Annotated in this window: 24 protein-coding genes; 16 read left to right on the top strand and 8 right to left on the bottom strand. The window is 56.0% G+C overall.

Annotation, left to right across the window (positions count from 1 at the left end; translation table 11 throughout):
- The 5 genes from VL197_04125 to VL197_04145 all read right to left on the bottom strand — a co-directional run.
- Positions 1 to 218: hypothetical protein (locus VL197_04125; protein HUJ17159.1), on the bottom strand; the 218-nt coding region annotated here is incomplete at its 3' end.
- Between the two features lie 79 nt (positions 219 to 297).
- Positions 298 to 1,224, bottom strand: coding sequence for an HD domain-containing phosphohydrolase (locus VL197_04130; GenBank protein ID HUJ17160.1), 927 nt, complete (start codon positions 1,222 to 1,224; stop codon positions 298 to 300).
- A gap of 253 nt (positions 1,225 to 1,477) precedes the next feature.
- Positions 1,478 to 2,332, bottom strand: a complete 855-nt coding sequence (locus tag VL197_04135; GenBank protein ID HUJ17161.1) for an ABC transporter permease — start codon at positions 2,330 to 2,332, stop codon at positions 1,478 to 1,480.
- 77 nt (positions 2,333 to 2,409) lie between these two features.
- Positions 2,410 to 3,381 carry an ABC transporter permease gene (locus VL197_04140; GenBank protein ID HUJ17162.1) on the bottom strand — a complete coding sequence of 324 codons (972 nt, stop codon included), beginning with the start codon at positions 3,379 to 3,381 and terminating at the stop codon, positions 2,410 to 2,412.
- Between the two features lie 11 nt (positions 3,382 to 3,392).
- The gene (locus tag VL197_04145) at positions 3,393 to 3,626 is read right to left on the bottom strand and encodes a translation elongation factor-like protein (protein ID HUJ17163.1); all 234 of its coding nucleotides are present in this window, start codon (positions 3,624 to 3,626) and stop codon (positions 3,393 to 3,395) included.
- A 466-nt stretch (positions 3,627 to 4,092) separates the two neighbouring features.
- Here VL197_04145 and VL197_04150 point away from each other — a divergent pair, with 466 nt between their 5' ends.
- From VL197_04150 to VL197_04225, 16 genes are all read left to right on the top strand, one after another.
- Positions 4,093 to 5,202, top strand: a complete 1,110-nt coding sequence (locus VL197_04150; protein ID HUJ17164.1) for a hydrogenase small subunit — start codon at positions 4,093 to 4,095, stop codon at positions 5,200 to 5,202.
- Complete coding sequence (locus VL197_04155; protein HUJ17165.1) at positions 5,202 to 6,794, top strand: nickel-dependent hydrogenase large subunit; 1,593 nt, start codon at positions 5,202 to 5,204, stop codon at positions 6,792 to 6,794. Before VL197_04150 ends, VL197_04155 begins: the two co-directional genes overlap by 1 nt.
- Positions 6,795 to 6,801: 7 nt before the next feature.
- Positions 6,802 to 7,446, top strand: coding sequence for a Ni/Fe-hydrogenase, b-type cytochrome subunit (cybH, locus tag VL197_04160; GenBank protein ID HUJ17166.1), 645 nt, complete (start codon positions 6,802 to 6,804; stop codon positions 7,444 to 7,446).
- Positions 7,447 to 7,448: 2 nt separating this feature from the next.
- Positions 7,449 to 8,000: a HyaD/HybD family hydrogenase maturation endopeptidase gene (locus tag VL197_04165; protein ID HUJ17167.1), complete on the top strand. Its 552-nt coding sequence runs from the start codon at positions 7,449 to 7,451 to the stop codon at positions 7,998 to 8,000.
- Positions 8,001 to 8,038: 38 nt separating this feature from the next.
- Positions 8,039 to 8,578 carry a HypC/HybG/HupF family hydrogenase formation chaperone gene (gene hypC, locus VL197_04170; protein HUJ17168.1) on the top strand — a complete coding sequence of 180 codons (540 nt, stop codon included), beginning with the start codon at positions 8,039 to 8,041 and terminating at the stop codon, positions 8,576 to 8,578.
- 110 nt (positions 8,579 to 8,688) lie between these two features.
- A complete protein-coding gene (gene hypB, locus VL197_04175; protein HUJ17169.1) occupies positions 8,689 to 9,333 on the top strand; it encodes a hydrogenase nickel incorporation protein HypB in 645 nt (214 codons plus the stop codon).
- Positions 9,309 to 11,711: a carbamoyltransferase HypF gene (hypF, locus tag VL197_04180; GenBank protein HUJ17170.1), complete on the top strand. Its 2,403-nt coding sequence runs from the start codon at positions 9,309 to 9,311 to the stop codon at positions 11,709 to 11,711. Before hypB ends, hypF begins: the two co-directional genes overlap by 25 nt.
- Positions 11,712 to 11,713: 2 nt before the next feature.
- Positions 11,714 to 12,772 carry a hydrogenase formation protein HypD gene (gene hypD / locus VL197_04185; protein ID HUJ17171.1) on the top strand — a complete coding sequence of 353 codons (1,059 nt, stop codon included), beginning with the start codon at positions 11,714 to 11,716 and terminating at the stop codon, positions 12,770 to 12,772.
- A gap of 126 nt (positions 12,773 to 12,898) precedes the next feature.
- Positions 12,899 to 13,894 carry a hydrogenase expression/formation protein HypE gene (gene hypE / locus VL197_04190; GenBank protein ID HUJ17172.1) on the top strand — a complete coding sequence of 332 codons (996 nt, stop codon included), beginning with the start codon at positions 12,899 to 12,901 and terminating at the stop codon, positions 13,892 to 13,894.
- Between the two features lie 158 nt (positions 13,895 to 14,052).
- Positions 14,053 to 15,369 (top strand): MATE family efflux transporter, encoded by a 1,317-nt coding sequence (locus tag VL197_04195; protein HUJ17173.1) that lies wholly within the window; start codon positions 14,053 to 14,055, stop codon positions 15,367 to 15,369.
- A 95-nt stretch (positions 15,370 to 15,464) separates the two neighbouring features.
- Positions 15,465 to 15,638, top strand: a complete 174-nt coding sequence (locus VL197_04200; GenBank protein ID HUJ17174.1) for a hypothetical protein — start codon at positions 15,465 to 15,467, stop codon at positions 15,636 to 15,638.
- Between the two features lie 323 nt (positions 15,639 to 15,961).
- A complete protein-coding gene (locus VL197_04205; GenBank protein HUJ17175.1) occupies positions 15,962 to 16,420 on the top strand; it encodes a hypothetical protein in 459 nt (152 codons plus the stop codon).
- Between the two features lie 150 nt (positions 16,421 to 16,570).
- Positions 16,571 to 16,975 carry a FixH family protein gene (locus VL197_04210; protein HUJ17176.1) on the top strand — a complete coding sequence of 135 codons (405 nt, stop codon included), beginning with the start codon at positions 16,571 to 16,573 and terminating at the stop codon, positions 16,973 to 16,975.
- Between the two features lie 228 nt (positions 16,976 to 17,203).
- Positions 17,204 to 18,166, top strand: coding sequence for a diguanylate cyclase (locus tag VL197_04215; GenBank protein HUJ17177.1), 963 nt, complete (start codon positions 17,204 to 17,206; stop codon positions 18,164 to 18,166).
- Positions 18,167 to 18,272: 106 nt separating this feature from the next.
- Positions 18,273 to 18,626, top strand: coding sequence for an STAS domain-containing protein (locus tag VL197_04220; protein ID HUJ17178.1), 354 nt, complete (start codon positions 18,273 to 18,275; stop codon positions 18,624 to 18,626).
- 355 nt (positions 18,627 to 18,981) lie between these two features.
- Positions 18,982 to 19,632, top strand: coding sequence for an alpha/beta hydrolase (locus VL197_04225; GenBank protein ID HUJ17179.1), 651 nt, complete (start codon positions 18,982 to 18,984; stop codon positions 19,630 to 19,632).
- A 460-nt stretch (positions 19,633 to 20,092) separates the two neighbouring features.
- Here VL197_04225 and VL197_04230 read toward each other — a convergent pair whose 3' ends face one another.
- Genes VL197_04230 through VL197_04240 form a run of 3 tightly spaced genes read right to left on the bottom strand, consistent with a single transcriptional unit; the run spans position 20,093 to position 22,478 of the window.
- Entirely contained in the window at positions 20,093 to 21,466 is a 1,374-nt protein-coding gene (locus VL197_04230) for an AgmX/PglI C-terminal domain-containing protein (protein ID HUJ17180.1), read from the bottom strand.
- Complete coding sequence (locus VL197_04235; protein ID HUJ17181.1) at positions 21,463 to 21,969, bottom strand: biopolymer transporter ExbD; 507 nt, start codon at positions 21,967 to 21,969, stop codon at positions 21,463 to 21,465. Before VL197_04235 ends, VL197_04230 begins: the two co-directional genes overlap by 4 nt.
- Positions 21,966 to 22,478, bottom strand: a complete 513-nt coding sequence (locus VL197_04240; protein HUJ17182.1) for a biopolymer transporter ExbD — start codon at positions 22,476 to 22,478, stop codon at positions 21,966 to 21,968. The genes VL197_04235 and VL197_04240 overlap by 4 nt, the downstream gene beginning before the upstream one ends.
- Between the last annotated feature and the right edge of the window lie 2 nt (positions 22,479 to 22,480).

Here is a 22,480-nt window from a genome sequence, read left to right on the forward strand (position 1 = left end):
TTCCGTTCCGCATCGTAGCGCCCCTCTATCCCCTTGTCCATGCAGAACCGCTCAACGATGTTAGCGTGGTATTTCGTAAACTCCGTGGGTGAAAAAACAAGATAGAGCGACGCTCCCTTCCTGATCTGGACGAACTTCCCGCCGGTCACCGCCGGGACAGCGGTCTTGGCAACCTCTTGATAGTAAAGCTGCATATAATCGATAAAAATAATAGCCACTCATATAGTATAGCCGCAATTGTCGAGTGGATTGGGGCGGGTAAGAAAAATGAGGAAAAGCACTGAGAATGGTGCACTATCAAACATCTTTTGACCGTCCCCCTTCATCTGCTATGATACCGTGCAAATTGCCGGGAGGAGGGATGCCCCTTTTTTCCTTTGAGATTCTGGTCTCGCCAAAGTGAATCTTCGCCTTGCGATAATGAGCTACCAAGGCCTTAACAACACTCCAGCCTATCTCGTTTCTTTCTGCCATCCTGGTAATTTCCTCCAAAGCAGTCCTATTATCATACGAACGTAGTCTATAGGGTCTCGGTGAAACAAGCGCATCGTATACGTCACAGGTAGCAATGATCTCTACCATGTGGTCATTCAGATGAATGCCGCGAGGATATCCCGAAGCGTCCCTCCGCTCGTGATGATCTCTCGCTATCCTGGCAGCAAGGCTCTGCTTGTCATGAAGGTAATGGCAAAGCAAAACATATCCTGCAGCCGAGTGATGTCTAAGGATTCCGAGTTCATTTCGGGTGAGAGGGATATTTTTCTTCAAGATGGGCAAAGGAACGCATACTTTGCCGATGTCATGGGTCGGCCCGGTTGATATCTCCTGGATCAACTTCTTGCGGTCCTGTATGAGATCTTTGGCTAAGAGAATGGACAGGGCAAAGACCATCAGAGTGTGTCTATAGGTATCGAAGTCATTCTGATAGAAATAGTCAAGCGAACGCAAAAGGGGACGGGGTAATTGAACCTTACTCATCAAATCAAAAAGAGCGGTGATTTTCCCCTTTCCCGAAAATATTATGTCATAAGGAGGCCGGCCGAGAAAATGGCGAATATCCTTTTTAACTGTAGCGTGACGTAAGAGGGAGAATTTTTTTTGGGAAACGATCTTCCCTGATGAGACGAGAATGTCTATTGTAGAAGATGAAAGCACAGTTCCTTGAGGAAGCAACAACTCGTTATCGATCGTATAAACTGGACTCTGAAGTCTCAGCATATTCATGAGATGTTTCTCCTAGATATCAGATGATGATTGAGAATATATGTCATCGAGTGCCAATTGTACTAACATGACATTTAAATTCATGGACTGTGTGTGCTAAACCCTCTTTCACCTGGTTGCTCCTTTCTTATGATGGCCACCCGAACAGCGGCACCATTGTAGAGAAGGAGCTTTTTTATTTCAAATACTACAGCATATCTTTTTCTATTCACCCGGGCGTAGCCGCGAGTTTAGCTCGGCAGTTCTATGCGACTCACTCCCTCTGTCTCGGGTCGAGCGCGTCGCGGATGCCTTCGCCAAGCAGGTTGTAGCCGAGAACGGTGAGGAGAATGGCAAGGCCGGGGAACGCGGAAAGCCACCAGGCAATCTCGATATTGTCCTTGCCCGCGGAGAGGAGACTCCCCCAGCTGGGGGTGGGCGGCTGAACGCCGAGGCCGAGGAAGCTGAGCGCCGATTCAATGAGGATGGCCGCTCCGATCCCCATGGTGGCGGACACGAGGATCGGCGAGAGGCCGTTGGGCAGGATGTGCCGGAGCATGATCCGGTTGTCGGCCGCGCCGATCGCGCGGGCCGCGAGCACGAATTCGCGCTCCTTGATCGAAATGAACTCAGCGCGAATGAGCCGGGCGGGCTCCATCCAGCTCGTGAGGCCGATGACGATCATGATATTAATGATGCTCGGCTCGAGGATGGCGATCACGGCGAGCACCAGGAAGATCGTGGGGATGCTCAGCATGATGTCGACCGCCCGCATGATGGCGCTGTCGATCCAGCCCCCGTAGAAACCCGCCAGAGAACCGAGGATCATACCGATGATCGTTGCGATCCCGACCGCGACGAAACCGACCTCGAGCGAGACCCTCCCGCCCCAGAGCATTCTCGAGAGAACGTCCCTCCCCAGATCATCCGTGCCGAGCGGATGCGCGAAGCCCGGACCCACGAGGATGTTCCTGATATCGATGGCCGAGGGATCAAAGGGAGCGAACAGCGGGGCGAAGATCGACAGGATGAAGACGAGAGCCACCAAGATCACTCCGATGACCGCCAGGCGGTTGCTCAGGAGCGAGCGAAGGGTGAGGGTTGCGAAGGATTCACTGCGTGAAGCCATGGGTACCTTCCGCCTGTTCTGCACAGGCGATGCCTGTTTCTGCCCGTCGTCCCGCATGCTTGACTCCGGAGGCTGCATCAGCGAAGTCTGATCCGCGGGTCCGCGAAAGCGTACCCGATATCAGCCAGGAAATTGCCGGCCATGGTCAGGAAGGCGGCTGGCACGAGGATGCCCATAGCCAGGTTGTAGTCACGGGACAGGACGGCCTGGAACATCAACTGGCCCATGCCGGGGATGCCGAAGACCTGCTCCATGATGGCGCTCCCGCCGATGAGCGAGGGGAGCACGAGGCCCAGGATGGTAATGACCGGCATGATTGCATTGCGCAGCGCATGCTTGTATACCACGGACCCTTCGGGCAGCCCCTTTGCCCTCGCCGTCCTGATGTAGTCCTGTCTCATGACCTCGAGCATGTTGTTCCGCACGTACCGGGAGAATCCGGCGAGCCCCCCGAAGGCCGAGACAAACACGGGAAGGATCAGGTGCCGGGACTCGTCCATGAGTTTTCCCCAGCGGGACAGTCCGGTCGTATCGAGGCTGTGCAGACCTGATATGGGGAGAAGGCCCCACTGGACGCCGAAGGCGTAAATGAGCAGCAGTGCCAGCCAGAACGAGGGCGTGGAAAAACCGATAAAGACAAACATTGTCGTGAACCGGTCGATGAGGGAGTATTGCCGGGTCGCTGACATGATGCCGATGGGTATGGCGATCAGCAGCACGAGACCGAGCGACAGGGCGTTGATGGTGAGTGTGATGGGAAGCCGCTCGAGGATCTTGTCCTTCACCAGCCTGCCGTCGGCAAAGGCGGTGCCGAAATCGAGGGTGACGAACTTTTTGAGCCACGTCGCGTACTGTTTATGGAAGGGCTGGTCCGCACCGTACAGCTTTCTGAGTCTCTCCCGCGCCTCTGCAGATGCCCGAGATGAGAACTCCATCTGTGCCTCTGCCGGGCCGCCGGGAGCTAGGCGCATCACGGCAAAGCTCAGCACGGTGATGCCGAACAGGATGGGGATCATCAGCAAAGTGCGTTTTACGATATAGGTCAGCATGTTCGCGGAGTCTACCCGTTTATCTTGTAAACCAGGTCGAAGGGTTTTGCGGGCTGGGAGAGCTTGATTCCGGTGAACTGGCCGCGGCTGGCATTCTGGACGCGCGCATGGTCGAACTCCATGGTCTCGATCTTCTGAACAAAGTCGGTATTGTTGCCTTTAATATGGATGGTGTCGCCCACGGAGAGATCGCCGAAGTCCAGTTTGACGGCGGCGATGGAGGTCTTGTCGAAAAACTTGATCACAGATCCGATCCGCTCTTCCATGGGATAATCATAGTATAAAAGGAACCGTATTTCAAGGAGAAAGGCTCTTTTACCGGCACTGGCAATGCCGCGGGTGAGGGGCACGTACCGGCCAATAAAATAATATGCTTCTTAGGGGGGATTGGAGTCACCATGTACAATTCTATGCTATAATGCTTCCATACATTTTATCCCCCGTGAGCCCGCTATTCAGCGGGCCTCGACATGCCGTGTCGGACTCATCTCAAAGTACAAAGTTAATTAAATTTGCAACCTTGGTTAATATATTTTATAGAATTATAAGTTTGACAAATAGCGGTTTCTATGATAATTTTGTCACCATTAGTAGCGCCGGTTGATAATCAAGTCTTCTCAGTCCTACCTCTTTGTTTCTAGGTTTCTAGCAATTGCATTACATCCGTTTGAATGCTTTTTGTGGTTAACTTTTATAGGGAGGATGGTGCCTATGGGAAAGCAAGATGAAGTAAGCAAACAGTTTCTCGATGCATTGGAATTTCGCGGTATCGATCGAAGAGATTTTCTGAAGTACTGCGGTGCAACGGCAGCCCTGATCGGCCTCACGGAATTGCAGGGACCCAAGATCGCGGCGGCCCTGGAAAAAGCAACCAAGAAACAACCCGTCATCTGGCTTAACTTCGCGTCCGATTCCGGATGCACAGAAGCATTCATCAAAGCGACGTACCCAAGCCCCGCCGAAGTCATTCTCGATATCCTGAGCGTTGATTACAACGAGACCATCATGGCCGCTGCCGGCAAGCAGACCGACGAGATCCTTGAAAAGTCCCAGAAGGCCGGCGGCTACATCCTGATCGTTGAAGGCGGCATCCCGACCAAGAAGGGCCACGGCATGATCGGGAACAAGGAAATGCTCCAGGTCTTCAAGGAGAATGCCGCTCCCGCAATCGCGATCCTGGCAATCGGCAGCTGCGCAACGACCGGCGGTGTGCCTGCGGCCAAGCCGAATCCTTCCCAGATCATCGGCGTGAAAGAGGCAATGGCACGGGTGAACATCAACAAACCCCTGGTCAACCTTGACCTTTGCCCGGTGAATCCGGAATACCTTGTCGGCGTTGTCGTCAACTTCCTGCTCCTCGGCAAGATCCCCGACCTGGATCAATACGGCAGACCGAAGATGTTCTACGGGCAGACCATCCATGACAATTGCGAACGAAGGGCACACTTCGATGCCGGCAGGTTCGTCGAGAAGTTCGGTACCCAGGAAGAGGCCATGAACTACTGCCTGTACAAGATGGGCTGCAAGGGGCCGATGACCTATTCGGCATGCCCGAAGATCCAGTACAACAACAGAACAAGCTGGTGCATCAAGGCCGGCGGCCCGTGCATCGGCTGCGCGGAACCCGGCTGGACCGACAAGTTCGCGGGCTTCTATGAAAAACTTCCGGGCGTCAAGATCCCGGGTCTGGGTGGTGTCGAGGCTGGCGCCGATACCATCGGAACGGTGGCGGCAGTGGCAACGGCTGCGGGTGTCGCGATTCATGCGGTAGCGACCGCTGCTTCGGGCAGGACCAAAGAAAACGACGGAGGTAAAAAATAATGGCCAGGATCACCATAGACCCGTTTACAAGAATCGAAGGACATCTGAGGATCGATGTCGAGGTGGAGGGCGGCAAGGTCAAGGATGCATGGACGACGGGAACGCTGTTTCGCGGGTTCGAGATCATCCTGCAGGGCAGGGATCCGAGGGACGCCTGGCATATTACGCAGCGCATCTGCGGCGTCTGTCCCACGTCCCATGGCCACGCATCGTCCATGAGCATGGACGACGCGTTCAAGCTGAAGATTCCGGACAACGGCCGCATTATCAGGAACATCATCGAAGGCGCACAGTTCGTGCATTCCCACATCCTCTGGTTCTACCACCTGAACGCGCTCGATTATGTCGATGTGACCGCGGCGCTCAAGGCCCAGCCCAAGGAGGCATCGCTCAAGAAGGTACAGGCCAAGCTTAAATCCTTCGTCGAGTCGGGCCAGCTTGGCCCCTTCGCGAACGCCTACTGGGGCCATCCAGCATACAAGCTGCCGCCGGACGTCAATCTCATCGCGGTCGCCCATTATCTCGAGGCGCTTGAAATGCAGGCCAAGGCGTCCCAGGTGAGCGCGATCTTCGGCGGAAGGATGCCGATGACCATGACGAGCCCTCCGGGCGGCGTGACCCATGTCCCGACCGTGGACGACCTCAAGAACTACCTCTTCCGCGTGAAAGAGCTGCAGGACTGGATCGACAACGTGTTCCTCGGTGATCTCCTCGCCATCGCTCCGTACTACCTTGGCGCCGCCGGCGTGGGCAAGGGTCCTGCCAACTTCCTGTCCTGGGGCGTGTTCGAGGATGCTTCCTTCGATCCTAAGAAGCGGCTGCTGCCCAGGGGCGCGATCTTCGCGGCCGACTTCCCGAAAGTGCATGATGCCAAGCCCGAGGACGTGATGGAACACACGGCGCACAGCTGGTACAAGGGCTCGAAGCCGCTCAACCCTGCCGTAGGCGAGACGGATCCGGAATTTAGCGGCTATGATCCGAGCAAGAAGTACACCTGGGCAAAGGCTCCACGGCTCCAGGGCAAGCCCATGGAAGTGGGAGCCCTCGCCCGCATGGTCGTGGCCTATGCTTCAGGCCAGCCGACCGCCAAGAAGTTGATCGATGATACGCTCGCAAAGATCGGTCATCCCGGGCAGCCGCAAGTGCTCTTCGGGATCATCGGCAGGATCGCGGCGCGTGCACTCGAATGCAAAATGGTCGCCGACTCCATGTATCAGTGGGGCATCGATCTGATCACGAACATCAAGAACGGCAACACCGCGGTCTATGTGGACTACAAGATCCCGGATAAGGCAAAGGGCATCGGTCTCTGGGAGGCCCCGCGCGGCGCCCTGGGCCACTGGATCGACGTTGACGGCCATAAGATCAAGAACTACCAGTGCGTGGTGCCCACGACATGGAACGTATGCCCCCGTGACGACAACGGGGTGCGCGGTCCGATCGAAGAGGCGCTCATCGGAACGCAGGTCGCGAACTCGGAAAAGCCGCTCGAGATCCTGCGGGTGGTCCATTCCTTCGACCCGTGCCTGGCCTGCACCGTCCATGTGATCCATCCGGAGTCGAACCGGATCATGGACTTCAAGGTCTCGTGAGGAGGACATGATGACGGAAAAAATGATAAAAGAATGGAGCATCGGTTATATCCTCGACCACTGGATCAGGGTCATCGCGATCGCGGTCCTGGTGTTCACCGGCCTCTATATTCACTGGCCGTTCATCGCCGGCGGGCCGGAGAGTACCATCATGGCCTCGATGAGGTTCTTCCATTTCATCTCGGCCTATGTGCTGATCCTGGGCCTGGTGATCCGCATCTACATGGCGTTCAAGTCGACGTTCGATGCCGACTGGCGGGACTTCAGCATCATCCAGAACCTGAAGAACGTGCCCGATGTCGCTGGCTACTACTTGTTCATCAAGGGTACCCACAAGGATTATCGCAAGTACAACCCGCTCCAGGCCCTGGCGTATCTCTTCACCGGCGTGGTCATCGTCCTGACCTTCCTGACCGGCGGCGCGCTCTACCACGGGAATATCTTCGGCGTCTTCAAGGCCCCGGGAAGCTTCCAGTGGGTGAACAACCTGCTCGGCGGCGAATCGTACACGCGGATCTGGCACACGCTCTTCATGTGGTATTTCATCATCTTTGTGCTGATCCACATGTACCTCGCCGTCACGATCAGCATGATCAACAAGGACAAGACCTTCAGCTCGATCTTTACCGGCTATAAGCTCAAAAAACATTAACGATGAATTCTGATTCAAAGCTCAGGGGAGGCGCCTCGGCGCCTCCCCAAAAAGTTCTCATCCTCGGCGTCGGCAACCTCCTGCTTACGGATGATGGTTTCGGTGTCCACCTCGTCAATTCCCTCAAAGAAACCGCTTTCCCGGAAAACGTAACCCTGCTCGAGGCGGGGACGGTGAGCCATCAGCTGATCCCGCTTTTCAGGGAGATCGACCGCCTGATCGTCATCGACGTGGTCCAGGCGGGAGATACACCCGGCTCGCTGTTCCGGTTCTCGCCGGACGACATCACTTTTGCGTCGGAACAGAAATATTCCCTCCACCAGATCAGCCTCACCGATGTGCTCACCATGGCGGAACTGACGGGAGGCAAGCCGAAGACGGTGATCATCGGGGTGCAGCCCAAGGATGTTTCGTCGTGGTCCCTGGAACTGAGCGAAGAGCTGAAGGCGGTCCTCCCCCGGGCCAGGGAACTGGTGCTGGAGGAACTGAAACGGATGGGGGCGCTCGGAGCAACATCGGACCTTGACAGGGCGGGCCGGATGTGCGATAAATAGCAGGTGTCATCGAATCTCCGTCTGAAACGGATATATCCATGTGTCTTGCAATCCCCTCTAAGATCGTAAGCATAGACGATCTCTTCGCTGTGATCGACGTGTTCGGGGCCAGGAAGAAGGTGAGCCTGATGCTCATGCCCGAAAAAACCACGGTGGGCGACTACGTCCTCGTGCACGCCGGTTTTGCAATCCAAAAAGTCGACCGTGACGTCGTCGAATCGGGAAAAGCCATGCACGAAACCGCTCTCGCTCTCAGTATCTTGGACATTATCGTTGCGAAATGCTCCGAGGCCGGCGGCCAAAGGGTCGATTCGGTCAGACTCCGCATCGGGAAGGCGGCGGGAGTCCTTCCCGACGCGCTTCAGTTCGCGTTCGATGCCGCCAAAGCCACGACCGTGGCCGAACAGGCGAGCCTGGCGATCGAACACGTTCCCGTCGGCGGAGCCTGCAACGACTGCAAGAAGCCATTCTCCGTGCCCGACGTGCAATATGTCTTCGCCTGTCCGCACTGCGGCTCAAGGTCCTTCGAGATCACGAACGGCCGTGAGATGGAGATCGTGGACATGGAGATCACCTGACGGAAGGGTTTATCCGCAGGTGAAGCAGCTGCCGCAGAGAAGCATCCCGGAATTCCGTTTGACACACCCGTCCCGGTTCGGCAATCATTCATAAAAGGGGAAGTTCACTCATGAAGGTCAAAGTCGTCACGCGTATCCTTGAAGCCAACGACCGTATCGCCGAAGAGAACCGGAAGCGGTTCCAGGAAGCCGGAGTGTATGTTGTGAACCTCATGGGCGCCCCGGGAGCGGGCAAAACAACGCTTCTGGAGCGGACGATCGGTGCGCTCAAGCCACATCTCAGGATCGGCGTCATTGAGGGCGACATCGTGGGCAGCGACGACGCGGAGCGTATCGGGGCGCACGGCATCCCCGTGGTCCAGATCAACACGGGTGGCGCATGCCATCTCGACGCGAACATGATCAACGAGGTCCTGGACGAGCTGCCGCTCAAGGAACTTGACCTCCTGATCATCGAGAATGTCGGGAACCTCGTCTGTCCAGCGGAATTCAGGGTCGGTGAGGACAGGAAAATGATGGTCCTCTCCGTCGCCGAGGGTCATGACAAGCCGCTCAAGTATCCGCTCATGTTCCGCGAGTCCTCGGCGCTGGTCCTGAACAAGATCGACCTCCTCCCGTATATGAACACGGACATCAACAAGGTCCGGAACGATTCCCTGGCCCTCAATCCACAGCTGAAGATCTTCGAGGTCTCCTGCGCAACGGGCGCCGGGATCGACGCATGGGCGCAATGGCTGAACGGGCTCATATCATAGTCAAAGGGGTCGTCCAGGGAGTCGGCTTCAGGCCTTATGTCTTCACCCTTGCCGAAGCCCTGCAGCTCAAAGGCTATGTGACCAACACGAGCGAAGGCGTGATCATCGACGTTGAAGGCGCCCGCGTTCCCGAGTTCCTCGGCCGTCTCACCCCCGAAGCACCGCCGCTGTCCCGGATCACCGATGTCGTTGTCACCAACCTGCCCCCTCATGGCTATCCCGACTTCGGCATCCGCGAGAGCATCGACGGGAAGGCAAATCTGCCGTTTACGCTGGTGTCCCCCGATGTATCGGTGTGCGACGACTGCCTGAAGGAGCTCCTCTCTCCGGTTGACCGCAGGTACCTCTACCCCTTCATCAACTGCACGAACTGCGGCCCCCGTTACTCCATCACCCGTTCCGTGCCCTATGACAGGCCGAACACGACCATGGCGCCGTTTGCCATGTGTCCCGAATGCCGGCAGGAATATGAAAACCCGCGGGACAGGAGATTTCACGCCCAGCCGAACGCGTGTCCGGCATGCGGACCGCGGGTTGAATTCAGACCCCGGAGTTCTGAGTCCGGTCTCGAAGGCAGGCACGCGATTGAAGAGGCGGTTGCCATATTAAGGCAAGGCGGGATCGTGGCCGTGAAGGGCCTCGGCGGATTTCATATTGCCTGCGACGCGCGCAATGACGAGGCGGTCAAGCGTCTTCGCGAGAGAAAACGAAAAAGCAATAAGCCTTTTGCCGTCATGACGGCATCGGTGGATGCCGCCGCGCAATTCAGCATCATATCCGAACGGGAAAAGGACATGCTTCGGTCGAACCGCCGACCGGTCGTTCTCCTGGCGAAAAAGGCCGGTCACGGTCTCCCGGAAGCCGTATCTCCAAACAACCGCTTCATCGGCGTTATGCTTCCCTATACGCCGCTGCACTATCTCCTCTTTTTTCATCCGCTCGGCGCTTCGGGAAGTGAAGTGACCATGCCCCATTTCCAAGCCCTCGTCATGACGAGCGGCAACCTTTCCGAAGAGCCGATTGTCCGTGACAATGACGAAGCCCTGCAGAAACTGTCCGATATCGCTGACGGCTTTCTTCTGCATGACCGGGACATCTTCATGCGGGTGGATGACTCGGTCGTCAGAGTGCGGGATCAAGTAAATTCCGAACGTCCATCTCAGAACTCCGAGCTTTCCTTTCTCCGCCGTTCCCGCGGATACGCTCCCGACCCGATCGAGCTCCCTGATGAGGGGCCAGATGTCCTGGGCTGCGGTGCGGACCTCAAGAACACCTTCACGATCACGAAGGGAAGGTTTGCAATCCCGGGCCAGCACATCGGCGACATGGAAAATTACGAGACGCTGAAGTTCTTCGAAGAAAGCCTGGCGAACATCAAGACAGTGTACCGGTCCGAGCCGGCGATCATAGCCCATGACCTGCATCCGGGGTATCTTTCGACCAGGTGGGCTAGGGAGCAGGAGGCTAGGCTCTACGGTATCCAGCACCATTACGCGCATATCGGCTCCGTTATGGCTGAGCACGGTCTTACGGGCAAGGTCATCGGCGTGGCTTTTGATGGAACAGGATACGGCACGGACGGCAATCTATGGGGCGGGGAGTTCCTCGTTGCCCATCTGGACGGTTTCGAGCGGGCAGGGCAGTTCAAGTATATTCCGCTGCCCGGCGGCGAATCGGCCATCCGGGAGCCATGGAGAACGGCAATAAGCCTGGTCATCCAGGCGTCGGGTGAGAAGGCCGGGGACGTGCTTGAACGCATCGGATTCATGGAACGATACGGTGAGGACCGCGTCAGCCAGGTCATGAAAGTGGCTGCCACCGCGGAACTCGCGCCGCTCGCTTCGGGGGCGGGGAGGCTGTTTGACGCGGCGTCCGCTATCCTGGGCGTGTGCGATCGGAACACCTTTGAAGGCGAGGCCGCAATGGCTCTTGAGGCCCTTACGCGGGAGGGCATCGAAGAGGAGTATCCCGTTGAGTTGGATGCTGAAAACGGGTATACTGTCGTAAATTTTGGCCCGTCGATAGCCTGCATGATTACCGATATGGGACATGCCCTTGCCCGGGAAGTCATTTCCACGCGGTTCCATAACACCCTAGCCTCGGTCGTCAGGAGGATGGTCCTTGACCTCAGCGAACGATACGGGATCAGGTCCGCGGCACTGAGCGGCGGTACTTTCCAGAACCTTTATCTCCTCAACAGGACAGTGAAGGCCCTGTCCGCCGGAGGAATGAACGTGTACACCAACCGGAAGGTGCCCTGCAACGACGGCGGCATCTCATTGGGGCAGGCCTACCTGGTGAGAGAAAGACTGAAAAAGGCAGGCCCGCCCCCGGGAAGGACCTTCGAGGGCGGGCCGCGGACCGAGCCGGGAGCGTAAGTATGAAAATAATGCTTGATGAACTCCACCTGCTGGCCAGGGGCATCGGCAGGGACCTGAAACTGATGGAGGTCTGCGGGACGCACACGGTCGAGATCTTCAGGCACGGGATCCGCGATGTCATCCCGAAGGAGATCACCCTGCTGAGCGGTCCGGGGTGCCCCGTCTGCGTGACCTCGGTCCATGACGTCGACGCCGCCATTGCGATCGCCAGGAACCCCGGCGTGATCGTAGCGACCTTCGGTGACATGATGCGCGTTCCGGGCGGGACCGAGTCCATGCTCGAAGCGCGGTCCACGGGCGCGGATATCCGCGTGCTCTATTCCCCCATGGACGCGCTCCAGCTCGCGCAGCTGGAGAAGGACCGCGAGGTCGTCTTCTTCGCGACCGGGTTCGAGACCACGTCACCGCTCATCGCGGGCACGATCGCCCATGCCGAACAGATGGGCACGAGGAACTTCAGCGTCTTCGTTTCCCACAAGCTCGTTCCGCCGGCCCTCAGGGCGCTCCTCGATTCCCCGGACGTACAGGTCGACGGGTTCATCCTCCCGGGACATGTCAGCACGATCATCGGCAGAAAACCCTATGACTTCGTGGCCAGGGAGTACCGGAAACCGTCGGTGATCACGGGATTCGAGGCCAGGGAGATCATCGAAGGCATCCTGATGATCGTTCGGCAGATCGCACAAAAGCGCGCGAGCGTGGAGATCCAGTACCGGACCGCGGTCCGCGACGAGGGGAACCCGCGGGCCGTTGCGCTGCTCGAAAAATATTTCGAACCGGCCGACGCCTACTGGCGGGGAATCGGCGTCCTGCCGAAAAGCGGGCTCAAGCTGCGCGATGAATACGCGTCATTCGACGCGAACAGAAAATTCAATCCGCCCGCGTCTACCGCGACCGAGCCCGAGCTCTGCTCCTGCGGCGACATTCTCCGGGGGGTCAAGATCCCGACCGAGTGTCCGCTCTTCGGGACGGGTTGCACGCCGGACGCGCCCGTGGGCCCGTGCATGGTGAGCACCGAGGGCAGCTGCGCGGCATATTACAAATACGGAAAGTATTGAATGATACATCAAGAGCACTACAGGCATCTCGCGCAAAGACGCAAAGGGCCAAGGTTTCATATTCGCGATCATGCCTTTCTTTGCGGCTTTGCGCGAAACTTATTTTATGTTTAGCGGGGCTTCTTCATGGACAGGATCCTGTTAGGTCACGGCAGCGGCGGCAAGCTCATGCACGAGCTGATCCGGAAGCATATCAGCCCCGCCTTCGGCGTCGAGGGGGCAGGCGATTCGGCCATTGTCAGCGTTCCGAAGGGGAGGCTTGCCTACACTACGGACTCCTATGTGGTCACGCCGCTCTTCTTTCCCGGCGGCAACATCGGAGAGCTTGCAGTGAACGGCACGGTCAATGACCTGGCTGTCTCAGGCGCGGAACCGCTGTATCTGACCACGGGCTTTGTGATCGAAGAAGGCTTTCCCGTGGCCGATCTCCAGAAGATCATCGCATCCATGGCGGCTGCGGCGTCAAAGGCGGGTGTCAGGATCGTGGCTGGCGACACCAAGGTCGTGAACAGGGGCAAGGCCGACGGCATCTTCATCAATACCTCGGGCATCGGCATACTCCGTGACGGGCGGGATATTTCCCCCTCGCGCATCGGGAAAGGGGACGCTGTGATCATCAGCGGCGAGATCGGTAGCCACGGAGTCTCGGTCATTGCCGAACGGAACAGCCTGACCTTTGATCCTCCGATCGTGAGCGATACGCGCGCCCTGAACGGCCTGGTGAGGAGCATGTACGAGGCCTCCGAGAAGGTCCATTTCATGCGCGACCCGACCCGGGGCGGCCTGGCAACGACGCTCAAGGAAGCCGCTCTTGAGTCCAAGCTGTGCATCCGCATCCGGGAAACAGACCTGCCCATTCCGCCGGGCGTGAAGGGCGCTTGCAGCCTGCTGGGACTCGACCCGCTCTTTGTGGCCAACGAAGGTCTCCTGATCGCCGTGGTAGATAATGGCGCCGCGGAGGGGATCCTCAGGGCCATGAAGGGGCACGAGCACGGCAGGCATGCCGTGATCATCGGCGAGGTTGCAGAATCGCCCGCGGGCATGGTGCTGCTCGAGACCTCTGTCGGCGGGAACCGTATCATCGACATGCTCCAGGGCGAGCAATTGCCGAGGATATGCTGATCGGATTTGTTCGCGGGCGTTTATGCGCAGCAGGAGCCCCGGATCAAGAGCACCGTTACAGAGGCGGCACTGGAGAGTTTCGGTACCCGGCCGCCTGACTTCCTTCGCGTCCTTCGCGACTTCGCGGTTAAATTCTTTCCTCTCTGAAATACCGGACCATGCAGCCAAACATCCGCCAACAGGTATTCTCCCTTGCCATTCCCGTGGTCCTCTCCAGCCTGCTCCAGCGGGCCGTGGGCATCGTGGACATCTTCCTGGTCGGCGGCCTGGGTGCTTCATCCATCGCGGCTGTCGGCATTGCCCAGGTCCTGGTCTTCGTGGTCATGAGCGCGTCCTGGGGCATCAACGTGGGCGCAACGGTTCTCGTGTCCCAGCTCTGGGGCGCCGGACGGCGGGCGGATGCCGCAACGGCCGCCTATCAGGCTATGCTCATTGCCGTCGCTGTAGCCGCTTTCATCACGGCCTTTGGCCTTTTCTTCGGGCCATCCGTTGCCGCGCTTCTCGGAGCGTCAGGTGAAGTGCAGGATATCCTGGCAGGATACACGCATATCTTGTTCGGCTTCATCTTCTTTACGATCGCCGTCAACGTTCTGTCCGGCATCATGCAGGGCACCGGCGATACCAAGACCCCGCTGTACGCCACCCTGATCGTCAATATTCTGCACGTGCTCGTTGCCTACCCCCTCATCTACGGCTATCTCGGCTTCCCCAGGCTGGGCGTAAAGGGCGCGGCCATCGCGATTTCCATCTCGGAATGCGCGGGCGCCGCGTTCCTGTTCGCGCGTTCGCTTCGGAGGAAATATATCGTCATCCGAAAATCCTTTGAGATGAAGTACACCGCCATGATGTACAAGCTGGGCTATCCGATCTTCATAGACCGGCTGTTCCAGAATACGGGCTCCCTCGTGTTCGCGAAGGTGATCCTGCTTTACGGAACAACAGTGTACGCCGCGCATCAGGTGGGCCTCGCCATCGAGGCATTCTCATTCATGCCCGGCTACGGCATCGCTGTTGCGGCGGCTACCATGGTGGGCCAGAACCTGGGCGCCGGAAAACCGGAGCACGCGCGCATCTCTGCTTACGAGGCCAACCGGCTGGCCGTGATCGTCATGGCGGGGATGGGGCTTGTTTTCTTTTTCTTTCCCTACGCTCTCCTGCATGCCTTTACCAGGGACCAGGAAGTGATCAAGTATGGTATTCTCTACATGAAGATCGTGGCCTTTGCCCAGATCCCGCTGGCCATCACCATGGTCGTGGGGGGGTCGCTTCGGGGAGCCGGGGACACGGGCTTCATCATGTTTGCGACCATCGCGGGGATGTGGCTGGTACGGCTGCCCGTAGCGGCACTGTGCGCGGCCGTGTTCCACGCGGGGATCCGCCTCGTCTGGTCGGTCATGATCGTGGACTGGCTCGTCCGTATGTCGCTCTTGCTGTGGCGGTACCGGAAGGAGACCTGGGGAAGGCTGGAAATTTAGGCTCTCAACCCGATGAGTCGAAAGGTTTTCTCTCAAAGTCGCAAAGCTCGCAAAGAACGTCAAGTTTCTGGGTTAATCTTTCTGAAGGAGGAACTATGCCTGAACTGCAAAGCATGATTGGAAAAGAAGTGGAAGTGATCGCCAACGGGGTGCTCTATACCGGTGTATTGATCGAAGTCTCAGATGTCGAAGTACACCTCAAAGGCTCGATGCAGTGGCTATCGCTTCCGGTCTCGTCGGTAAGCCAGATAAAACCGAAGAGTTCCTGAGATTGTGCCCCCCCGGAGCTCTGCTGAAGCTCGTTCATCTTCATTTTCTGCTGGCGGCACAGGTCCACATGCTCGCAGGTAATGACGTCGCTCCTGTCCTTACCATTCGAATGATCGTGTATCGTTTTGATGAGGCAGAGCCAGGGACAGCCTCCGTAGGAACAATATGTTGCAGTAAATTGGAATTTTTGAATAATACCCTCTAATTTCTTTTCTTTCTGCTTTAACTCCGAGAACAATTCCATTATACTTATTCTAAACGCAAAAAGGATGATTGCTCGGTTATCAATGCATCATTTGAAATGCGGATTCACAAAATCCTTATGCGCGAAACGGAGGCATGGCTCACGATGAAATTGCGGTCAGGATTCTTCAAGATGCTAATTTTATCGATATTTCTGCTCGCTGCAGGTTCATCGCCAGAAGCAGGCGGGGGCACGGATTTCAGTCTGCGAGATTGGATTGATAAAGATGGCATGTACAAAATTAAACTGGTGCGGGAATATATTGCTGCTGCTGGACAAGACCATGTGATTATTCGTCAACCAGCGGAATACTACGTGAAAGAAATCGATACCGTTGTCCAAAATTCAACGAAAAATGGAAATACGGCGGGACTGGAGAATCCCGTGGGTCTCATAGTAAAGATAATTGCGATCATGGACGGTGACTGGGATAACGGTGAGGACAAGCTGGAATTGGCAAGACAATTCATGGGGCCAGTCGCATTCGATAATTTCGTGAGGCAATATCCCGGCAAATATCAGAAACTCATGAAATAGAAGGTCGGGGATGTCTGGCACAGTTTCGGTGCGGACTTGAAATTAGCCGTGGTGCTTATTTAGTCGGTTCCGTATTCCACGGCCTGCTCAGCCCAGAATATCCACCCTTGAATCCTCGAATTGAACCTTAACGGGTGTTAGGAGGAACATATGATGAGGAGATTGCTGCTTATCGTGACGATCTTAGTGCTGGCCATTTCGGGATTAACTTTTGCCGCAGGCACAGATCATCGGACCAAGAAAGGGGCCTTTATTTTCGCGATGCAAACCGAGCCAGCCGAGCCTGTCGTGGGTTCAAACAGGATCATACTAACCGTCAAGGATGCCGGGTCCGGAGCGGCCGTGGAAGGTGCTACGGTCAGAGTGGTGCCCTGGATGTCAATTCACGGCCATGGTTCTCCGCAAGAAACACAGGTAAAGGAGAAAGGGAAGGGTGTATATGAAGTAGATGACATATACTATTCGATGGGAGGGGCTTGGGAGTTATTGCTCACGATTCAGAAGGGTATTGTCGAGGATGCAGCGAGTGTTGCAGTTGATATAAAAAGTAAGTGAATCAGGCAGGAGCGGAACTGGGTCATCGCATCAGCCACGCAGTCGAGGACGGCGGAATCCTTTACCAATGGCTGACGGGTGGGGGTATCCCCTGATTCATGCGGCAGGGGTAGGGATATGAGGGATGTTGTTGCTGGGATCGCAAGCGGGCAAAGTACCATGGAAACTCAACGTGATCAACAAGTTCCCGGAAGGCATCATTAATCCCGGTGCAAGGAGGAAGTACGTATGAAATGTGAGGACCTGCCGGAACGATCTATGGGCAAGACAAAAATACTTCTCGCTGAGGACGATCTCACGCAGGCAAGCATCATGAAAGATTTTCTCGAGAGCAACGGTCATGAGGTTCTCCTGTTAGCAGAGGGATCATCGGTGATGAGTGTCGTGAAGAGAGACAATCCCGATGTGATCCTCCTTGATCGTCCATCGTCTGACACGGATGACACGCAGGTCTGTCGCAGTCTCAAACGGAATCGGGATACGAGCGGCATTCCGATCATCATGTTGACCAATAAGAGTTCTCCTTCGGACAAGATTATGGGTCTAACGGCCGGTGCCGATGACTATATCCCGAAACCCTACAATCACGAGGAATTAAGTGCCTTGATCTGTGCACGGCTGAGGACGAAGACCGAGTGGGACAATCTGAAGCAGAAGACGCGCCGTCTTGAAGAGATGCTGTCGCGCGTTAAGACACTTGCGCACGTGGACCCCCTGACGGGTCTTTATAACAGAAGACGCTTTGAGACTGTTCTCGCCAGTGAGTTCAAACGAGCGATGAGATACCAATTTCCTCTGAGCTGTTTAATGCTTGATATCGACCATTTTAAGAAAGTGAATGACAAGTGCGGGCATATAGCCGGCGATCACGTTCTTCGTGATACGGTTAAAATCATTCAAGACAATATGCGGGAGAGTGATACGGTCGCGCGCTGGGGCGGCGAGGAGTTTGCCATATTGAGCCCCAATACATCGAAAGAAAAAGCGCTGGTAGTCGGGGAAAGGATCCGGAAAGCCATGTCATCCTATGCGTTCCCGAGCGTTGGCGATATAAAAATTACTATCAGTATCGGCATTGCAGATGTCCCGCATGCGACGATCAGTACGATAGAGCAACTTATTGAGGCTGCCGATGCTGCTTTGTATGAAGCAAAAAAAGGCGGAAGAAATAAAGTGAAGGTAGCATCCTGAGGAGACGGCACGTCGCCCTGGTTATTCGCGTTTCGGTATTCGCTCGGCATGCGTACGTTCGCCGACCGGCTGTAACGGAAAGTGTTCAAGAGGGAGATAGTATTTCGTGGTCAAGTTCTCTTTATCATCAAAAGCAGAGCGGGATGTAGCCATCATGACGCCGAAAGGGTACCTTGCCGACCTGGGAGCACATCGGATCGAAAAGGTCAGCGAACGGTTTCTTGACAGAGGCTTTAAGAAGTTCATTATAAACTTTTCAAGCGTCGAAGTCATCAACTCCGTCGGGATCTCGATCCTGGTGAGTGTTCTACAGAAGACATCGGAATGCCGTTGTCGAGTTTGCTTCACCGAGGTAAGCAAGCTCCACCGTGATATTTTCAAGATGACCGGTCTCATTAAATATATAGAGGTGTTCCGGGATGATGATACCGCCATGGTATCCTTGAACGGAAAGGCTTGAGTTCTTGACGATCAAGCGATGTTTGTTCTCCTTTCTGGTCAAGTCTGTCAATCTGCGCTGTGTTGATGTCGGGCAATATTCTATTTAACATTCAGGCATGACCCTGCATCCTGGGCTGCTGCGCGTGGTTACTTAAGAACGATTAGACTAAGGCGAGGTTTTGGATGGAACGAAGATCTACTGAGGATCGAAGAAAAATCAATGATCCCAATTATCGAGGGCCAGAGAGGAGAAGTGGAACTGACAGAAGGTCTGGCAAAGACCGCCGAAAGTCGAGTTTCTATGGCATTTGAAGGTTAAAGCGAAGACCATGCTATCGTAAGTCTCAAGCGAACCAACTATCAAGGCGGATAGAGTGAAAACAAGAATCATGACGACCTTATTTCTCATAGCCATGTCATCGGTATTTGCACTATCAGCGCAAGCCGCACAGGATGATAATCCTGTTGCAGTGCAATTCACGTTTCATGGCAGAACGGTGCATGGCCTGCTTTGGGGAAAAGGCTCTTATGGAGTCATCCTTTCTCATGGAGCAATCTATGACGCTGCGAGTTGGACCCCGTTGGCAATTGATATCGCAAAGAACGGTATCGTGGCGTTGGCTCTTGAAGAGGTGGAGCCTGACGATATCCTTGCGGCGCACTCCTTTCTTCGGGAGAGATACGGATTGAAGGCAACCGGGCTGATTGGCGCGAGCGCCGGCGGAAGCACGGCCCTGTCGGCGATGGCACGATCTCCGCAGCAGTGGGACCAGTTGATCCTTCTGTCCGGCGCCGGAGACGTAAGCGGTTGCGGAACGGCGCCCAAGCTTTTTGTGGCAAGCGAAGGAGAAGGCATGGCTGGAGCAGCGCGGCAAATGGCAAAGGACTCTCCTGGCACGCAAAATGATGTGCTTATCGTAAGGGGCTCTGCTCATGCCCAAGCGATATTCCGGACATCAGAAGGGCCAGGTCTCACAAGGGCAATTCTGGAACGCCTTATCAATCGTGCGAAAGAGATGAAATGAAGCGTGTGTGTAACTTCTGTCGCTTCACCTGTGCCGCTTTGCACGCAATAGTATTATTGCAGTTCCATTTTTGAAACACTTTAAGTTACCGTCCGTATTTGTTGCCAAGACGCACCGTGTCGCCGACCTCACCAACAATCTATGGTATCGCACGCTTCAAATCCTATGGGTAAGTGACAACATCGAGTTATCGTGTCTAGCTCCATTTGTTTGATTTGATATACTGTATCATCAAAATATTACTGATACTGGAGGTTAAAATGGTGGAGGCGGCGGGAATGAAATAGTTTGTCCAAAGCCTCAAGTTTCGCGATTGATTTTCTGCGTTACCGTGATGTACCCCCATAGCTGACCCACACTTCTGGATCGAGATAAGGCCTCTCCGGATGAATCCGGCCATATTGCCAAGTCGCGGGATTGCCTTGTCGCAGCCACGCTCTCCCGTCACCAGCCTCATGCGCTAGCCACCGGGCAGGAAATCAATGGGATACAGAATGATGGTCTGAGGAACCTTCTCCTTCGGTCCGAAGTTGAACTTCTTGACTCGCGCCACAATCTGGTCCACAAGGTCCGGAGACGCCAGGTCATTCGACTGCACCGTACAGAGTGACACCTCTCCGCCAGGCTCGATGGTGATGCGCAGGACGATCTTGCCGCGCAGGGTGGGGTTCTTGCGAAGTTCAGCATTGTAAATGCGATAGAGCGTTGCCTTGTATTTATCGAAGACGATCTGGATCTCTTCGTCGGTTCGCGCCGGCCCGGGCCCGGAACTGACCGGTCTCGCCTCTTCCTCCAGCACGGCAACCGTACTTTGTACCGGTGCAAGGCCCACACCGCCGATTCGATCGCCATGATCGTGGCCGATAGTGCGGCTGACTTCGGCACTGCCGATACCGCCGCTGGATCCGGCGCCCGTTGACGGCATGGCGACGAGTGATCGATACGTCCTGGCCTGGGCTGACCCGGCGGCCGGCTGGTTACTAAGACGCGCCCCGGTGCCGAGCCGCGCAGCAGGAGTCTCGTCCATCAGATCTTTAAAGTCATTCTTGAGGGCCAGGAGCCCTGTACCCTCTGCTTTTTTTCGCGCGGCCTGTGTTTCCTGGATGGTTGGTTCGGGCCGGTCTTCTTTCGGCGCTTTTTCTTCCTGATCTTTCACGGGTTTTTTTTCTTCTTTGGGCGGTTCGGGCCTGGGCGGCTCCTTTTTCAGCATCGAGACCAGACGCTCCGGGACCACAACCACGGCCGGCCGGACGGGCACCGGCATTTTCAACAGGGGGATCAGCGTGCCCAGAAAGAAAGCGAGCAACAAGGCGACAAGCAGGGCTTTGCGGAAGTGCCTTTCGCTCTCAGACTCTCCGGACCATGGCATGCTCATCGCGCGATCAGGAACGGGGGAGATCTCCCGCTCTATGACATACTCTTCCTCGCGCCGCGCTTCACGGCCGTACGCATCTCGTACTTCTTCATCGAGGAGGGAGAGTTCATCGAGGCATTGGTTGATCTGATCCTTGAGGGATGCCTGTTTTTCGAGAATTCCGCGTATCTCCCCCTCGAAGCGGGCGACCCGACTCTTCACGCGTTCCCGGTGTCCGGCGGCCTGCCGGGCCTCCGCAACGCCTTCCCAGAAGAGTTCATCCGCTTTCAGTTCCTTCAGCTTGTCGAGGGCGCTGCAGACGTCCTGCAATGCATCGAACCGCGGCCTGTCAGCGGAAAGCCTCTCGAGCTCCGCCTCGACCAGGCGCAGCTCGCCCGTGAGCGCTTCCTGTTTTCGGCGGACGTGCCCGATCTGCTCGCGAAGGCGGGCCAGTTCCTCTGCTAAGAGGGATGTAGTCACGGCAGCTCCATCAGATTTTTTATTGCGGCTTTCTGAACAACGGCGAGAGAGATCCTTCCGTATCCAGAAGCCGTGCAGGTCGACATTATTTTTTTGAGCACCTTGAACTGAACCGTTTTATCGGCAAGGAGCGTGAGTTCCTTGTTTTCGGCGGCCGTTATGGGAAGATAGGGTTCCAGCTGTTTCAACCGCTCTGCTACTTCATAAACGGTCTCTCTGCTGTCATTGAGAAGCTTGGAAGTGCTGACCACGGCTTCGCCCTGGACCAGCACAAGTTCGGGGGTGACCACGATGTGCACCGTTTCCCGCGGCCTGGTCTCCACAACGGAATCCGGCAGTTTGATCCTTGCTTCCGGCATATCACCGTTGAACGAGTGAAAAAGCAGAAAGAAGACCAGAACGGTTAGAACATCCATCATGGGTATAAGGTTCAGACCGAGACCGGTGATCTGCCCTTTTCTGTTGGTGCGCTCCATGCGTTTCATCCGCCGGTTGTCTCTCATGGGGCGTCTCCTAGGGAGATGTTCGGGAAGAGGACGATCTTTCTGGCCTCTTTGTTTCCCTCCGACCGCACCTCGGCAACGCGGACCGCATCCATGACCTGGATCAGGTAGTCGTATTCGATCGTCGGCTCCGTCAGAACCGTCGCGTCCTGCTTCTCGGGATACTGTTCCTTCAGGCGAACGAGCATTTTGGACAGCACCTCGATATCGTATACATCGCCTTTTTTCGGGATCGTCGCCTGCACCGTCGTTCCGTTGGAGATCTGCAGCCCGGTTTTGCGGATGATCACTTCGATGGCGATATTCGGCTTTCCTGCAGCAGGCCTGTCGGCGCTCGTCGGGATGCTCAATTCCATGACCGTGATGCTCATAAAGACGGCCGTGACGAGCAGGAAGACGACCAGAACGGTAAGAATATCCATCATGGGCGTCAGGTTCAGGACGTGCATGATGTCCGTTGCGGGTGGTTCCTGCCCCCGTCTCCTTTTATAGTGAAAGTGTCTGGCCATCA

This window comes from Nitrospirota bacterium (assembly GCA_035516965.1).
Classification (GTDB): domain Bacteria; phylum Nitrospirota; class UBA9217; order UBA9217; family UBA9217; genus MHEA01.

What these genes read in the sequence shown, in the direction of transcription:
- VL197_04130 (HUJ17160.1), bottom strand. Translation starts at nt 1,224, where the DNA reads ATGAATATGCTGAGACTTCAGAGTCCAGTTTATACGATCGATAACGAG.
- VL197_04135 (HUJ17161.1), bottom strand. Translation starts at nt 2,332, where the DNA reads ATGGCTTCACGCAGTGAATCCTTCGCAACCCTCACCCTTCGCTCGCTC.
- VL197_04140 (HUJ17162.1), bottom strand. Translation starts at nt 3,381, where the DNA reads ATGCTGACCTATATCGTAAAACGCACTTTGCTGATGATCCCCATCCTG.
- VL197_04150 (HUJ17164.1), top strand. Translation starts at nt 4,093, where the DNA reads ATGGGAAAGCAAGATGAAGTAAGCAAACAGTTTCTCGATGCATTGGAA.
- VL197_04155 (HUJ17165.1), top strand. Translation starts at nt 5,202, where the DNA reads ATGGCCAGGATCACCATAGACCCGTTTACAAGAATCGAAGGACATCTG.
- cybH (HUJ17166.1), top strand. Translation starts at nt 6,802, where the DNA reads ATGATGACGGAAAAAATGATAAAAGAATGGAGCATCGGTTATATCCTC.
- VL197_04165 (HUJ17167.1), top strand. Translation starts at nt 7,449, where the DNA reads ATGAATTCTGATTCAAAGCTCAGGGGAGGCGCCTCGGCGCCTCCCCAA.
- hypC (HUJ17168.1), top strand. Translation starts at nt 8,039, where the DNA reads ATGTGTCTTGCAATCCCCTCTAAGATCGTAAGCATAGACGATCTCTTC.
- hypB (HUJ17169.1), top strand. Translation starts at nt 8,689, where the DNA reads ATGAAGGTCAAAGTCGTCACGCGTATCCTTGAAGCCAACGACCGTATC.
- hypF (HUJ17170.1), top strand. Translation starts at nt 9,309, where the DNA reads ATGGCTGAACGGGCTCATATCATAGTCAAAGGGGTCGTCCAGGGAGTC.
- hypD (HUJ17171.1), top strand. Translation starts at nt 11,714, where the DNA reads ATGAAAATAATGCTTGATGAACTCCACCTGCTGGCCAGGGGCATCGGC.
- hypE (HUJ17172.1), top strand. Translation starts at nt 12,899, where the DNA reads ATGGACAGGATCCTGTTAGGTCACGGCAGCGGCGGCAAGCTCATGCAC.
- VL197_04195 (HUJ17173.1), top strand. Translation starts at nt 14,053, where the DNA reads ATGCAGCCAAACATCCGCCAACAGGTATTCTCCCTTGCCATTCCCGTG.
- VL197_04200 (HUJ17174.1), top strand. Translation starts at nt 15,465, where the DNA reads ATGCCTGAACTGCAAAGCATGATTGGAAAAGAAGTGGAAGTGATCGCC.
- VL197_04205 (HUJ17175.1), top strand. Translation starts at nt 15,962, where the DNA reads ATGCGCGAAACGGAGGCATGGCTCACGATGAAATTGCGGTCAGGATTC.
- VL197_04210 (HUJ17176.1), top strand. Translation starts at nt 16,571, where the DNA reads ATGATGAGGAGATTGCTGCTTATCGTGACGATCTTAGTGCTGGCCATT.
- VL197_04215 (HUJ17177.1), top strand. Translation starts at nt 17,204, where the DNA reads ATGAAATGTGAGGACCTGCCGGAACGATCTATGGGCAAGACAAAAATA.
- VL197_04235 (HUJ17181.1), bottom strand. Translation starts at nt 21,969, where the DNA reads ATGAGAGACAACCGGCGGATGAAACGCATGGAGCGCACCAACAGAAAA.
- VL197_04240 (HUJ17182.1), bottom strand. Translation starts at nt 22,478, where the DNA reads ATGGCCAGACACTTTCACTATAAAAGGAGACGGGGGCAGGAACCACCC.